This window comes from Flavobacterium johnsoniae UW101 (genome assembly GCF_000016645.1).
In the GTDB taxonomy this organism is placed as follows: Bacteria; Bacteroidota; Bacteroidia; order Flavobacteriales; family Flavobacteriaceae; genus Flavobacterium; species Flavobacterium johnsoniae.
Genome location: NC_009441.1, coordinates 1,592,174 through 1,607,436, shown reverse-complemented (window position 1 = coordinate 1,607,436; position 15,263 = coordinate 1,592,174). Strand labels below are relative to the sequence as shown.

Below are 15,263 nucleotides of genomic sequence, written 5' to 3'. Positions count from 1 at the left end.
TTTTGTTTTTCAATGTACTATTAGAAACTTGCATTTACTCCAAACAAGAAAGTTCTTGCTCTTGGGTAAACGTTACCGTCAATTCCGTTGAATTTCTCCGGATCTAACCCATCATATTTTGTAAGTACAAAAACGTTCTGAACACCAGCAGAGAATCTTAAAGAAACATCTTTTAATAAAGATTTATCTAAAGTATATCCCAGAGTCACGTTATCTAATTTAATAAAAGATGCATCTTTAACATAATAGTTAGATAAATAACGTTGTGTTCCATTATCTTCAAAAGTAAAGCCTGTGTTTAAGTAATCTGAACTTACGTTAGACAAGTCTGTTTGTCTTCTTAAAGCAGCATCTGAATAACCCATATTAGAATTTACGTTGTCAAAAATGTAATTTCCTAAACTTGCTCTCCAGTTCATTGTAAAATCAAACTTTTTGTAGTTTAAAGTAGAGAATAAACCAAATGTGTAATCTGCTGTTGGTTTTTTATATCTGTAACGATCATTAGCATCAATTTTACCATCTCCGTTTCTATCTACATAAGCACCTGCAATAGGCTTTTTGTTAGCATCATACAATTGCTCGTAAACAAAAAATGAATTTGGAGCAAATCCAACTGTGTTAATTAACACCTTATTTCCATTTCCTCCTTTAATATTATCTCCTACTTCGTAACCTTGGAAACCTTCAACTGTCTGACCTAAATTTTCGATTTTTTGATCCAAATAAGTAGCATTAACTGCTACATTCCAAGTTAAATTATCTTTTTTAATGATATCTGACTGAAGACTGAATTCAAGACCTTTTGTTCTTAAATTACCAATATTATTATATCCTTGATTCCTTAAATTAGCACCATCCGGAACTAATACATCAGCTAACAAATCAGATGATTTTTTATCAAAATAGTTAATTGTCCCCGTAATTCTATCTCTTAAGAATCCAAAATCCACACCAATATTCATCTCTGACAATTCTTCCCATTTGATGTTTTCGTTATATCCCTCAGGTCTTGCTGTTCTGTAAACAACACCATTAAATACATATTGAGTATTAACTGTACCAAGGGTAACTCTTCTTAAATAATCATACTGCGGTGAAATATCCTGTTGTCCTGTAGTACCATAACCAGCTCTCAATTTTAAACTAGATAGTGTTTCGTTACCTTTTAAGAAAGATTCTTCAGCAACGTTCCAGGCAAAAGCACCTCCTAAAAAGTTCCCCCATCTATTACTTTCAGAGAAACGAGATGTTCCGTCTCTTCTATAATTTAATGTCAGTAAGTATCTGCTGTCCCATCCTAAGTTTAAACGACCAAAGAATGATTGTAGATTAATATCCGGATCTGTAATAACATCTTCATTTCTAGTTGCTGCAGGCTGTGTAAGCGCTCCTGACTGGTATTTTTCTTTTTGGAATAACTGATAGTTGTATCCAGCAGTAGCATCCAATTTAAGTTTTCCTAAATTTTTGCTGTAAACAAAATATGCATTTAAATTTTTGTTTTGAAGATCATCAGTATAAGTATCATAGTTTCCTAAATTTACCCATGTTCCTGAACTAAATGCAGTTGGCTGAAATCCTAAAGCACTTTCTGTACTTTGTCTATTGTAACCGCTGCTGTCAAATCTGTCAATACCAGCTTCAGCAACGATTCTTAAATCTTCAAAGAAATGGAATTTATAATCTACGCTAATGTTACCCCATTTTCTGGTAGATTTAGATCTTTTATCTTCTTGGTTTAATCTTGCAACTGGGTTTTTAGCAGGTAATAATGCTAAGTTTCCATTTGCTTCTAACCATTCAAAGTATCCCCCATAACGAGAACCTGCCTGATAAGGAGACTGTGTTGGATCAAAACTAATCGCTGAACCAATAACAGCATCTTCATCCTGAAATTGATTTTTACTGAAAGATAAATTTCCGCTGATGTCAATTTTTAAGTGATTGTCAAATAATACCGGGTTTAACGATATCGATGTCGTAGTTCTTTCAAAAGAAGTGTTTCTTAGGATTCCAGGATTATCAACATTTCCAACAGATAAACGAACTGGTAATTTATTAAATAAAGCACCACTTACAGAAATATTATTGTTTGTTGTTAAAGCCGTGTGGAAAATTTCATCCTGCCAGTTAGTACTTGCAGTACCCATTAATGCTTTTTGAGCATCAGATCCTTTTGTATTTACAAAATTACGGAATTGGTCTGCATTTAAAACATCAACTGTATTTGCTACTGTATTTACACCAACTTGTGAACTAAAATTAACTTTTACACCACCTTTAGTTCCTTTTTTAGTTGTAATTACAATTACACCATTTGCCGCACGAGAACCGTAAATAGCTGCTGCAGAAGCATCTTTAAGAACTGTAAAAGATTCAATATCATTTGGATCAATAGTAGATAAAATACTTGTAGCACCACTTGGAACCGCATTACTTAATGGAAGTCCGTCCAAGATAATTAATGGATCGTTTGAAGCACTTAAAGAAGATCCACCACGAATTCTAATATCTGCTTTTGCTCCCGGAGCTCCTCCTCCAACAACATTAACACCGGCAATACGGCCTCCAATTAAACTTTCTGGAGTTACGTTAATTCCTTTATTGAATTCTTTAGCAGAAATTTGAGATACAGATCCTGTTGCGTCTTTTTTCTTAACAGTACCATAACCTACTTGCACTACAACTTCTTGAAGTTGATTTGTATCTTCGCTTAAAGAAACATTTAATGTTTTTTGACCTGTGTAATCAATTGTTTCTGTTTTGTATCCAATGAAAGAAACAACTATTTTACTTCCGTTTTTAACATTTGACAGCTGGTAATTTCCATCAAATCCGGTTGATGCACCATTTGGAGCACCTTGTACATTTACGTTTACTCCTGGTATTGGCTGACCTGTTGTTTTATCGACAACAGTCCCTGTAAGAGTGTTTTGAGCTAACACACTAAAAGGCAACAATAGGAATAAAAATAACAACTTTTTGTAAATTGTTTTCATACTTTTTGTTTAAATTAGTTTGAGTTTGTGATTGTTAGTTAAGTTTTTAATTTTACTTCGAATTCCAAAATTATGAATTTATTAACGTGCTCGACCTGAGGCAATTTTTATTGCTTTACGAAAACGTGGTAGTGTTGAAAACTTTCTATTTTTTGTAATCTTTTAGCGTTAAAATTGTCAATTATAAAAATATCAGATACCTTTATTATTAATTAGATTTTTTTCACCTTATCTCATGAAACGTAAAATAACCTTAAAACAAATCGCAAAGGAACTTGACGTCTCTATCTCAACTGTCTCAAAATCACTCAGAAACAGTCTTGAAATTGGAGAAGAAACAAGACTAAAAGTTCAGGCTTTTGCAAAGTTTTATAACTATAAACCAAACAATATTGCCCTTAGTTTAAAAAACCGAAAAACCAAAAGTATTGGTATTATTATTCCGGAAATTGTACATTATTTTTTCTCTACTGTAATCAACGGAATTGAACAGGTTGCGAACGAATATGGTTACAGTGTTGTCATTTGTGTATCGGACGATTCTTTTGATAAAGAGGTGCTGAATATGGAGATGTTAGCCAACGGAAGTATTGATGGTTTTATCATGTCTCTTTCTAAAGAAACCCAGTTTAAAGGCGACTTTCACCATATAACAGAAGTTATCAATCAGGGAATGCCGGTTGTAATGTTTGACCGTGTTACGAATGATATTTTATGTGATAAAGTAATTATTGATGATAAATCGGCAGCGTATGAAGCCGTTCAGAGTTTAATTGACAGCGGACGCAAAAAAATTGCACTTGTAACAACTGTTGATTATGTAAGTGTTGGAAAACTGCGAACAGACGGTTACGAAAAAGCCTTATTAGATAACGGATTACCTTTTAATGAGGATTTAATTATAAAAATCGAAGATGTAGATACCTGCGAAATTACCATAAGCCAGCTTTTGCATGATCGTGCCTTCGATGCTGTTTTTGCCGTAAACGAGCTTTTTGCAGTAACGATTATTAAAACAGCCAATAAAATGGGATTAAAAGTTCCTGAAGATTTAGCTGTTATTGCTTTTACAGACGGAATTATTTCAAAATATTCAACTCCAACTATCACCACAGTTAGTCAAAGCGGTGAAAAAATGGGCAATAAAGCAGCCAAAATGCTTATTGAACGTATAGAGGCGGAAGAAGATGAGGATGAAGAACATACTGAAAATTACATTACAGAAGTCATAGAAACGCATCTCATAAAAAGAGAATCTACTGACTAAAAAACTTAAAATCAACACTTTCTAAAGCCATAATTAATTTTTATGGCTTTTTTATTAGCTTTAATAAAAAAATAATTTATACTTTTACGCCCGTCAAGGCTTTTAGTTTTACTTCGAAAAGAACAAAGTTTTGATAAGCAAAGCGCTTATCGTATAATTTTCAAATTACGATAATGGAAAAGCGTAAATTAAGTTTCTGGGAAATCTGGAATATGAGTTTCGGTTTCTTAGGAATACAATTTGGTTTTGCACTGCAAAACGCAAATACTTCAAGAATTTTTGAAACCCTCGGTGCAGAAATTGACAAAATTCCAATTTTATGGATTGCGGCTCCTGTTTCAGGATTAATAATTCAGCCTGTAATTGGTTATTTCAGTGACAGAACATGGACTCGTTTAGGAAGACGTCGTCCTTATTTTTTAATTGGCGCTATTTTGTCTTCATTGGCTTTGTTTGTAATGCCCAACTCTCCAACTTTATGGATTGCTGCAGGAACTTTATGGATAATGGATGCCTCGATAAATGTTTCAATGGAGCCTTTCCGTGCTTTTGTCGGCGATAATTTACCAGACGAGCAGCGCGCATTAGGTTTTGTAATGCAGAGTTTCTTTATTGGTACCGGCGCCGTTGTAGGTTCTATTTTACCTTATCTATTCACAAATGTTTTTGATGTCAGCAATGTTGCTCCAAAAGGAATAATTCCTGATGCCGTAAAATGGTCATTTTATATTGGCGGAATCGTTTTTCTGCTTTCTGTTTTATGGACCGTTTTTAAATCAACCGAATATACTCCGGAAGAACTTCATGCTTTTGAAGCTAACAGCAAAAAAGACTCTGAAGACTTAGCGAATTCTGAAACAGAATCTGGCGTTTCTACAAAAAAACAATTGCTTTTAGGGCTATTGTTTGCTGGTATCGGAGCTTTAATTTCATTTTTAATCTTCGAAAACAATCTGGCAAAAGAACTTTATATTCTATTTGTTGGTCTAATTTTCATTGGTGTTTTATTTGTAATTGCATCGCAGTTACGAACAAAAAAAGTTCAGAATGGTTTTACCATAATCATGACCGATTTATTGAATATGCCAAAAACAATGCAAAAATTAGCCTGGGTTCAATTTTTCTCTTGGTTTGCGCTTTTCTCAATGTGGATTTATACAACTCAAGCAGTTACACAGCATATTTTTGGCACTACAGACACAACTTCAAAAATCTACAATGATGCCGCCGACTGGGTTTCGGTATTATTTACAGTTTATAACGGAATTGCCGCAGCAGTTGCTTTCTTATTACCAGTTATTGCAAAAAAAGTAGGCGTTAGAGCAACACACTTATTGGCATTATGTGCAGGAGGTGTTGGTTTAATTTCTGTTTATTTTATTGGCGATAAACAAATGCTTATCCTTCCAATGCTTGGAGTTGGTATTGCATGGGCAAGTATTTTATCAATGCCTTATGCCATGTTATCTGGTGCTCTGCCTGCTGCAAAAATGGGTTATTATATGGGAGTTTTTAACTTTTTCGTAGTAATTCCGCAAATCGTAGCTGCTACGATATTAGGATTTGTAATTAAACAATTCTTTCATAATGAACCTATTTACGCTCTAATAATTGGAGGTGTATCAATGATTTTCGCAGGATTATTGACTCTTAGAGTAAATAGCAAAACTAAAATTGAAATCCATGAATAATAAAAAAGCATTCATATTCGACCTTGACGGAGTAATCGTCGATACTGCTAAATATCACTTTTTGGCTTGGCAGAAAATCGCTCAGTCATTAAATATAAATTTTACACATGAAGATAACGAACTTTTAAAAGGCGTAAGCCGCGTTCGTTCTTTAGACATTATACTTGGATTAGGAAATGTAGAGGCTTCTCAGGAAGACAAAGACAAATGGCTGATTCAAAAAAACGAAGATTATTTATCTTATTTAGTTGACATGGATGAAAGTGAGGTTCTTCCAGGAGTTTTAAAAATTCTAAAACTATTAAAAGATAAAAAACAGGGAATTGCATTAGGTTCTGCCAGTAAAAATGCAAGACCAATTTTAGAAAAAACAGGAGTTCTGTCTTACTTCGATGTTATTGTTGACGGAAATGACGTTACCAATGCAAAACCAGATCCAGAAGTTTTCTTAAAAGCGGCTCAATTATTAAACATTGATCCAAAAAATTCAATTGTATTTGAAGATTCTGTTGCCGGAATTCAGGCAGCAAATATTGCAGAAATGGTAAGTGTGGGAATTGGTGAGGAAACAATTTTGCATGAGGCTGATTTCATTTTTAAAGATTTCACTTTCATAGATGAAACCTTTATCGAATCATTAATCACAAAATAAAATCAATCATAAATCAATCAATCACAAAAACACTTTAAAAACAAATGAACCAAGATTATATAAAACCAGACAATTGGTCAATTATAGAAGAAGGATTTGATGCCGAAAGAGTAAAATCGTCTGAAAGTCTTTTTAGTATCGGAAACGGCGCTATGGGACAACGCGCCAATTTTGAAGAAACCTATTCAGCAGAAACTTTTCAGGGAAGTTATATAGCTGGAATCTATTATCCGGACAAAACAAAAGTGGGCTGGTGGAAAAACGGTTATCCGAAATATTTTGCCAAAGTACTAAACGCTCCAAACTGGATTGGAATTGACATTGAAATCAACGAAGAAAATCTTGATTTAAATACTTGTACCGAAGTTAGAAACTTCCGCAGAGAATTGAATATGAAAGAAGGATGGTACAATCGTTCCTTTGAAGCAGTTCTAAAAAACGGAACTGAAATCGCTGTAAATGTTCGTCGTTTTCTTTCATTAGATTTAGACGAAGCTGGAGTGATCAAATACGATATTACACCTTTAAATAAAGATGCAAAAATCGTTTACAAACCGTATATCGACGCTGGTGTAACCAATGAAGATGCCAACTGGGAAGAAAAATTCTGGGAACCTTTGGAAGTTAAAAAAGGTACAAACGAAGCTTTTGTAACAGCTCAAACATTTAAAACGCATTTTAAAGTTACGACTTTCATGCACAATACGATTTTGGCAAACGGAGAAAACATCAATGTTTCGCCATCGACAATCGATTCAACTGTAGATAAAGTTCAGTATACTTACGGAACTATAATTGCAAAAAGACAAACCTCATCAATTCAAAAAATTGGTGGATATACCGTTTCTTTGAACCACGAAAACACTTTGGCTGGAGCCGAAAAAGTAATCAAATCTGCTGTTGCTTTAGGATATCATACTTTACTTCAAAATCAAATTGACGCTTGGGCAAAAGTTTGGGAGATGTCAGATATTACTATTGAAGGCGATGTAAAAGCACAACAGGGAATTCGTTTCAACATTTTCCAATTGAACCAAACCTATTCAGGAAAAGATTCTCGTTTGAACATTGGTCCAAAAGGTTTTACTGGAGAAAAATATGGAGGATCTACTTATTGGGACACTGAGGCTTATTGTATTCCATTTTACATGGCTACAAAAGACCAGCAAGTTGCAAGAAACTTATTGACATATCGTTACAATCAATTGGACAAAGCGATTGAAAATGCTAAGGATAATTTAGGTTTCAAAAACGGTGCTGCATTGTACCCAATGGTTACCATGAATGGTGAAGAATGCCACAACGAATGGGAAATCACACACGAAGAAATCCATAGAAATGGAGCGATTGCTTTTGCGATTTATAACTATTACCGTTATACCGGAGATTACTCTTATATTCCTGAAAAAGGTTTAGAAGTTTTAATTGGTATTGCTCGTTTTTGGCACCAAAGAGCTTCTTTCTCAAAAGATAAAAATCAATATGTAATTCTTGGTGTTACAGGACCAAACGAATACGAAAACAACATCAACAATAATTTCTACACCAATTATATCGCAAAATGGTGTATTGATTTTACGGCTGAACAAATTGAAAAAGTAGCTTCAGAATATCCTGCAGATCACAAACGCATTTTAGACAAAGTTAGCCTTTCGGTGAATGAAATTCAGGAATGGAAAAAAGTGGCAGATGATATGTACTTCCCTATTTCTAAAGAACTTGGAATCTATTTACAGCAAGACGGATTCTTAGACAAAGATTTAGTTCCTGTAAAAGATTTAGATAAATCACAGCGTCCAATTAACCAAAAATGGTCTTGGGATCGTGTATTACGTTCACCTTACATCAAACAGGCTGACGTTTTACAAGGTTTCTATTTCTTCGAAGATCATTTTTCTAAAGAAGAATTAAAACGCAATTTCGAGTTCTACGAATCATTTACAGTTCATGAAAGTTCACTTTCTCCTTGCGTTCACTCGATTCAAGCAGCTGCTTTAGATAAAATGGACATGGCATATACATTTTATTTAAGAACTTCTCGTTTGGATTTGGATGATTATAATAAAGAAGTGGAAGAAGGTTGTCATATCACGTCAATGGCCGGAACTTGGATGAGTATCGTGGAAGGCTTTGGAGGAATGCGTGTTAAAAATGACCAATTGCATTTCTCTCCAAAAATCCCAAAAGAATGGAACGGTTACTCTTTTAAAATTAATTTCAGAAACCAAATTTTAAAAGTAGCTGTAAATCACAACGAAACAACTTTTACTGTAGACGGCGATCAAGATTTAACAATTATCGTTAATGGAAATCCTGTAATTGCAAGTAAATTTGTACAAATAAATTAATGCAATAAACCATTAGGGATAATTAACAAAAAATATTAAACACATAGAAACATAGATTTAGAGTACTCAAAAAAGGCGTTTCACTTATTTAAAATAAACATAGTTCACTATGTGAAAGAAACCAGTTTCTCTTTATTCTCTATTTTTTACAGATAAAATCTATGTTTCTATGTGTTCAATTATACCCACTAATACGTTACTATAAATTTAAAATCTAAAAAACATGAAAAACTTATTTTTCGCAAGTTTAATTTTGTTTGCGTTTAGCACGGTTGCAAAAGCGCAGCAGTTAAAATCACCCGAAGGCAAGTTCGTAATGGAATTTTCTCTTCAAAACGACGGAACTCCAACGTACAATTTAAAATACAAAAACAAAGAAGTTGTAAAAACCAGTAAATTGGGTCTTGAACTTAAAGATGACAAAAAATCTTTATTGAACGACTTTACAATTACTGATACAAAAACTTCCACTTTTGACGAAACTTGGAAACCGGTTTGGGGAGAAGTAGATCACATCAGAAATCATTATAATGAGTTAGCGGTTACTTTAAATCAAAAAGGAACAGACAGACAAATCGTAATCCGTTTCCGTTTATTTGATGACGGACTTGGATTTAGATATGAATTCCCTGCGCAAAAGAATCTTACTTACTTTGTAATTAAAGAAGAAAGATCTCAATTTGCTATGACTGGAGATCATACTGCTTTCTGGATTCCAGGAGATTATGACACTCAGGAATACGATTATACAAAATCTAAATTATCTGAAATTAGAGGTTTATCTGAAAAAGCATATACAGCAAACGTTTCTCAAAAATCTTTTTCGCCAACAGGAGTTCAGACTTCTTTGATGTTAAAAACAAATGATGGAATCTACATCAACTTACACGAAGCGACTTTGATTGATTATTCTTGCATGCACTTGAATTTAGACGATAAAAACTTAGTTTTCGAATCTTGGTTAACTCCAGATGCAAAAGGAGACAAAGGTCACATGCAGGCGCCAAATCATTCTCCTTGGAGAACGATTATTGTGAGCGATGATGCTAGAGAAATCTTAGCTTCAAAAATGACTTATAACTTAAACGATCCATCAAAAATTGACAATACTTCTTGGATTAAACCAGTAAAATACGTTGGTGTTTGGTGGGAAATGATTACAGGAAAAAGCTCTTGGTCATATACTAATGATTACCCAACAGTACAATTAGGTGTTACTGATTTTGCGAAAGCAAAACCGAACGGAACTCACGGAGCAAACAATGCTAACGTAAAAAAATACATTGATTTTGCTGCTGCAAATGGTTTCGATGCCGTTTTAGTTGAAGGATGGAATGAAGGATGGGAAGACTGGTTTGGACACTCTAAAGATTATGTTTTTGATTTCTTAACGCCTTACCCGGATTTTGATGTAAAAGGTCTTCACGAATACGCAAAATCTAAAGGTATAAAAATCATCATGCACCACGAAACTTCAGGATCTGTTCGTAACTACGAGCGCCACATGGATGCTGCTTACAAATTCATGAACGATAACGGGTATGATGCTGTAAAAAGCGGTTATGTTGGAGATATTTTACCAAGAGGTGAAAATCATTACAGCCAATGGATTGTAAACCACTACCAATATGCTATCGAAAAAGCAGCTGATTACAAAATTATGGTAAACGCTCACGAAGCAGTTCGCCCAACAGGAATTGCAAGAACGTATCCTAACTTAATTGGAAACGAAGCGGCAAGAGGAACAGAATACCAAGCATTTGGAGGTTCTAAACCAAATCACGTTACAGTATTACCATTTACACGTTTAATTGGTGGTCCAATGGATTATACACCGGGAATCTTCGAAATGGATATCAGCAAAATGAATCCTGAAAACAAATCGCATGTAAACAGTACAATTGCAAACCAATTGGCTTTATATGTTACTATGTACAGTCCATTACAAATGGCTGCTGATACTCCAGAAAACTACAACCGTTTTCCAGATGCATTCCAATTCATTAAAGATGTAGCTGTAGACTGGTCAGAAAGTAAATATATTGAAGCTGAACCAGGAGATTTCATTACAGTTGCTCGTAAAGCAAAAGGAACAAACAACTGGTTCGTTGGAAACGTAAACGGTGAAACTCCTCGTACTTCAAACATCGATTTCAGCTTCCTAGAAAAAGGTAAAAAATATACAGCTACAATTTATGCTGATGCAAAAGATGCGCATTACAAAACTAATCCGCAGGCTTATACAATCAAGAAAATTGCTGTAACAAACAAATCAAAATTATCTCAGTTTTCTGCTCCAGGAGGAGGTTATGCGATAAGCATTATCGAAAACAAATAATTTAAATTAACCATATAAGAAATGTAAGATCATTTAAAATTAAAATCCCCCAGTTTTTTTCTTAATTGTTCTTACATTTCTTATATGGTTTAAATTCTACTTCACTATGAAAAACCAAAAAACATCACTTATCTATAAATTAGTCCTATTGGTTTTGTTGTTTTCCGCTTCCGCGAAAGCGCAAATCCAAAAAGTAGAACCGCCATTTTGGTACGCAGGAATGAAAAATTCGGAACTGCAGATTATGTTCTACGGAAAAAATATTGCACAATATGAAGCTTCGGTTTCTAATAATGTTGCGATCAAAAATGTAGAAAAAACAGAAAACCCAAACTATCTTTTCGTAACAATCGATACAAAAGACGTAAAAGCTTCTGAATTGGTTTTCTCTTTCAAAAACAATAATAAAGTTGCCTTTAAACAAAAATATGCTCTAAAAGAAAGAAGAGCCAATTCAGCAGACAGAAAAAGTTACGACGCATCGGATTTGATTTATTTAATCATGCCGGATCGTTTTGCTAACGGAAATCCGAAAAACGACAGCGATGCTTCTTTAACTGAAAAAGGAAACCGTCAAGACCCAAGCGGACGTCATGGTGGAGATATAGAAGGAATCATCAAAAACTTAGATTATATTTCATCTCTTGGCGCAACTACAATCTGGAGCACGCCTTTATGCGAAGACAACGACAAACAGCATTCGTACCATACGTACGGACAATCTGATGTTTATAAAATAGATCCACGTTACGGAACAAACGATGACTATGCTCGTTTATCGGCAGAAATGCACAAAAAGAACATGAAACTAGTTATGGATTATGTAACAAATCACTGGGGAATTACACACTGGATGATGAAAGATATTCCAACCAAAACATGGTTCAATCAATTTGAAACTTTCACTCAAACACACCACAGACGTGAAGTTATTACAGATATTCACGCTTCAAAAATAGACCAAGAAGTTTGTGTTGATGGATGGTTTGTACCATCAATGCCTGACTTAAATTTAAAAAATCCTTTGGTTGCCAAATATTTAACTCAAAACGCTATTTGGTGGATCGAATTTGCAAATCTTGACGGATTTAGAGTAGATACTTATAACTATTCAGATAAAACTGCTATGGCAAATTGGGCAAAATCTATTACAGACGAATATCCTAACTTTAATATCGTGGGTGAAATCTGGATGCACAATCAGGCGAATTTAGCTTTTTGGCAAAAAGACAGTAAAATTGGCGCTATCGAAAATTACAATTCAAACCTTCCATCTGTAATGGATTTTACTCTTCAGAGTCAAATCACTTCTGCCTTCAGTGAAGATGAACCAAACTGGGACAGCGGATTGATTAAATTCTACAACAATTTTGCAATGGATTTTTTATATCCAAATACCAATAACATTTTGGTTTTTTCCGAAAATCACGATACAGATCGTATGAACGAAAAGTTCAAATATGATTTACCAAAATACAAACTGGCAATGACTTTATTGGCAACAGTTCGTGGAATTCCGCAAATCTATTACGGTTCAGAAATTGGAATGGGCGGAGATAAAGGCAAAGGCGGAGATGCCGATATTCGTCAGGATTTCCCAGGCGGATGGGCTGGAGATAAAAACAACGCTTTCACCAAAGAAGGAAGAACTGCAGAACAAGCTGCTTACTTTGATTTCTCTTCAAAATTATTCAACTGGAGAAAAACAAACGAAGCGGTTCATTTTGGAAAAATGACGCATTACATTCCAGAAAACAACACGTATGTATATTTCAGATACACTGATAGTAAAACCGTAATGGTAGTTTTCAATAACAACGCAAAAGAACAGGTTGTAAAAACAAACCGTTTTAAAGAAAGCATCAAAAACTACAAATCTGGTAAAGATGTTATTACAGGAAAAACATTCGATTTAGCTTCTGAAATTACTTTAGAACCAAAATCGGCTTTGGTTTTAGAATTGGAATAAAGCTTAACCGCGAAGTTCGCAGTATCTTTTTGCCACAGATTATAAAGATTAGCACAGATTTGTTTGCCACGAATTTCACTAATTTTCACAAATTTAAATATGATAAATTAATTCGTGGAGATTCGTGTAATTCGTGGCAAAAGAAAAAATCATTTTAATCTGTGTAATCTGTGGCTATTTTTTTCAACATGATGTTTATCTAAAAAACTCTTAAAGAATGAAAAAATACACTTTCCTTTATCTATCTTTAGTATTCTTAATAATGGGTTGTTCTGGCTCAAAATCAGTTACAATGAATAATACTTCAAAGACACCTTTCGTTTGGGAAGGAGCAAATGTTTATTTTTTACTTACAGATCGTTTTTACAACGGAGACACTTCCAACGACGTCAATTTTAACCGAACCAAAACTCCGGGAAAACTTCGCGGATTTGAAGGCGGTGACATCATCGGAATCACTAAAAAAATCGAATCTGGATATTTTGAAAAATTAGGAATCAATGCCATTTGGCTTACGCCGATTGTCGAGCAAATTCACGACGGCGTTGATGAAGGAACTGGATTGAGTTATGGTTTTCACGGTTATTGGGCAAAAGACTGGACCGCCTTAGATCCCAACTTTGGAACAAAAGAAGACTTAGCAAATCTCGTTAAAAAAGCACACGAAAAAGGCATCAGAATAATTCTGGATGGCGTAATTAATCATACAGGACCAGTAACACCAGAAGACCCTGTTTGGCCTTCAGATTGGGTTAGAACGGGCGTAGTTTGCGATTATAAATCATTCGAAAATACAACAATGTGTACTTTGGTTGACAATCTTCCAGATATTAGAACTGAAAGTGTACAAGAAGTCGAACTTCCTCTTCTTTTAATTGAAAAATGGAAAAAAGAAGACCGTTATGAAAAAGAAATTGCTTCGTTGGACGAGTTCTTTAAAAGAACAGGTTACCCAAGAACTCCGAAATATTACATCATCAAATGGCTTACAGATTACATTCTGGAATTCGGAATTGACGGCTACCGTGCTGATACTGTAAAACACACTGAAGAAGCCCTTTGGGCGGATTTCAAAAAAGAATGTGATTATGCATTTGAGACTTGGAAAAAACATCATCCTTTACAAGTTTTAGATCAAAATCCGTTTTATACAATTGCCGAAGTTTACGGTTACGGAATCAGCGGAGGGCAGGATTATGATTTTGGAGACCGAAAAGTCAATTATTTCCAAAATGGTTTCAACAGCATGATCAATTTCGAGTTTAAATGGAATGCTGCCCAAAACGATTACGAAGGTTTATTTTCTAAATATTCGAATGCACTTAACAATGATTTAAAAGGATATTCTGTCCTTAATTATATGTCTTCTCATGACGACGGTCAGCCTTTTGATGCCAACAGAACCAAAAGCATCGAAACCGCAAATAAACTATTGCTTTCGCCTGGAATGTCTCAGGTTTATTATGGAGATGAATCTGCAAGATCTTTAGTTATTGAAGGAACTCAAGGCGATGCAACATTACGTTCTAATATGAATTGGGAGGATATTCAGAATAATCCAGAAACACAGAAAACGCTTTTGCATTGGCAGAAATTAGGTCAGTTTAGACGAAACCATCCTGCTGTTGGAGCGGGTGTTCACAAACTTATTAATCCGTATCCTTATACTTTTTCCAGAACATTTACAAAAGGCTCTTTTATAGATAAAGTAGTTATGGGAGTAGATTTACCAAAAGGCAGAAAAGAACTTCCTGTTGGCGACGTCTTCCCAAACGGAACAAAACTAAAAGACACATACTCGAATCAAGAAGTCGAAGTAATAGATGGAAAAGTGATTATCGACAATGATTTTGACATTGTTTTACTAGAAGAAATTTAAAAATATTTGTCTCTCGCAGATTTAGGAGATTATGCAGATAATTAAAAATCTGCCGTATCTGCAAAATCTGCGAGAGACGTAATTTAGCACAGGTTTTGAAAATCATTTTTAATCCTT

Annotated in this window: 8 protein-coding genes; 7 read left to right on the top strand and 1 reads right to left on the bottom strand. The window is 34.5% G+C overall.

The window, feature by feature from the left end:
* Positions 1-20: 20 nt before the first annotated feature.
* Entirely contained in the window at positions 21-3,002 is a 2,982-nt protein-coding gene (locus FJOH_RS07295; RefSeq protein ID WP_012023485.1) for a SusC/RagA family TonB-linked outer membrane protein, read from the bottom strand.
* A gap of 235 nt (positions 3,003-3,237) precedes the next feature.
* Here FJOH_RS07295 and FJOH_RS07290 point away from each other — a divergent pair, with 235 nt between their 5' ends.
* The 7 genes from FJOH_RS07290 to FJOH_RS07260 all read left to right on the top strand — a co-directional run bounded on the left by FJOH_RS07290 (position 3,238) and on the right by FJOH_RS07260 (position 15,146).
* Positions 3,238-4,269 carry a LacI family DNA-binding transcriptional regulator gene (locus FJOH_RS07290; RefSeq protein WP_012023484.1) on the top strand — a complete coding sequence of 344 codons (1,032 nt, stop codon included), beginning with the start codon at positions 3,238-3,240 and terminating at the stop codon, positions 4,267-4,269.
* Between the two features lie 173 nt (positions 4,270-4,442).
* Positions 4,443-5,960 carry an MFS transporter gene (locus tag FJOH_RS07285; protein ID WP_012023483.1) on the top strand — a complete coding sequence of 506 codons (1,518 nt, stop codon included), beginning with the start codon at positions 4,443-4,445 and terminating at the stop codon, positions 5,958-5,960.
* Positions 5,953-6,612 carry a beta-phosphoglucomutase gene (gene pgmB / locus FJOH_RS07280; RefSeq protein WP_012023482.1) on the top strand — a complete coding sequence of 220 codons (660 nt, stop codon included), beginning with the start codon at positions 5,953-5,955 and terminating at the stop codon, positions 6,610-6,612. The genes FJOH_RS07285 and pgmB overlap by 8 nt, the downstream gene beginning before the upstream one ends.
* Positions 6,613-6,656: 44 nt before the next feature.
* Entirely contained in the window at positions 6,657-8,960 is a 2,304-nt protein-coding gene (locus FJOH_RS07275; protein WP_012023481.1) for a glycoside hydrolase family 65 protein, read from the top strand.
* 223 nt (positions 8,961-9,183) lie between these two features.
* A complete protein-coding gene (locus FJOH_RS07270; RefSeq protein WP_012023480.1) occupies positions 9,184-11,298 on the top strand; it encodes a glycoside hydrolase family 97 protein in 2,115 nt (704 codons plus the stop codon).
* 106 nt (positions 11,299-11,404) lie between these two features.
* Positions 11,405-13,267 (top strand): glycoside hydrolase family 13 protein, encoded by a 1,863-nt coding sequence (locus FJOH_RS07265; protein ID WP_012023479.1) that lies wholly within the window; start codon positions 11,405-11,407, stop codon positions 13,265-13,267.
* A 217-nt stretch (positions 13,268-13,484) separates the two neighbouring features.
* Entirely contained in the window at positions 13,485-15,146 is a 1,662-nt protein-coding gene (locus FJOH_RS07260) for an alpha-amylase family glycosyl hydrolase (protein WP_012023478.1), read from the top strand.
* The last annotated feature ends 117 nt before the right edge of the window (positions 15,147-15,263 follow it).

Excerpts from the sequence above, each read along its gene's own strand:
- FJOH_RS07295 (WP_012023485.1), bottom strand. The coding sequence starts at position 3,002 with ATGAAAACAATTTACAAAAAGTTGTTATTTTTATTCCTATTGTTGCCT.
- FJOH_RS07290 (WP_012023484.1), top strand. The coding sequence starts at position 3,238 with ATGAAACGTAAAATAACCTTAAAACAAATCGCAAAGGAACTTGACGTC.
- FJOH_RS07285 (WP_012023483.1), top strand. The coding sequence starts at position 4,443 with ATGGAAAAGCGTAAATTAAGTTTCTGGGAAATCTGGAATATGAGTTTC.
- pgmB (WP_012023482.1), top strand. The coding sequence starts at position 5,953 with ATGAATAATAAAAAAGCATTCATATTCGACCTTGACGGAGTAATCGTC.
- FJOH_RS07275 (WP_012023481.1), top strand. The coding sequence starts at position 6,657 with ATGAACCAAGATTATATAAAACCAGACAATTGGTCAATTATAGAAGAA.
- FJOH_RS07270 (WP_012023480.1), top strand. The coding sequence starts at position 9,184 with ATGAAAAACTTATTTTTCGCAAGTTTAATTTTGTTTGCGTTTAGCACG.
- FJOH_RS07265 (WP_012023479.1), top strand. The coding sequence starts at position 11,405 with ATGAAAAACCAAAAAACATCACTTATCTATAAATTAGTCCTATTGGTT.
- FJOH_RS07260 (WP_012023478.1), top strand. The coding sequence starts at position 13,485 with ATGAAAAAATACACTTTCCTTTATCTATCTTTAGTATTCTTAATAATG.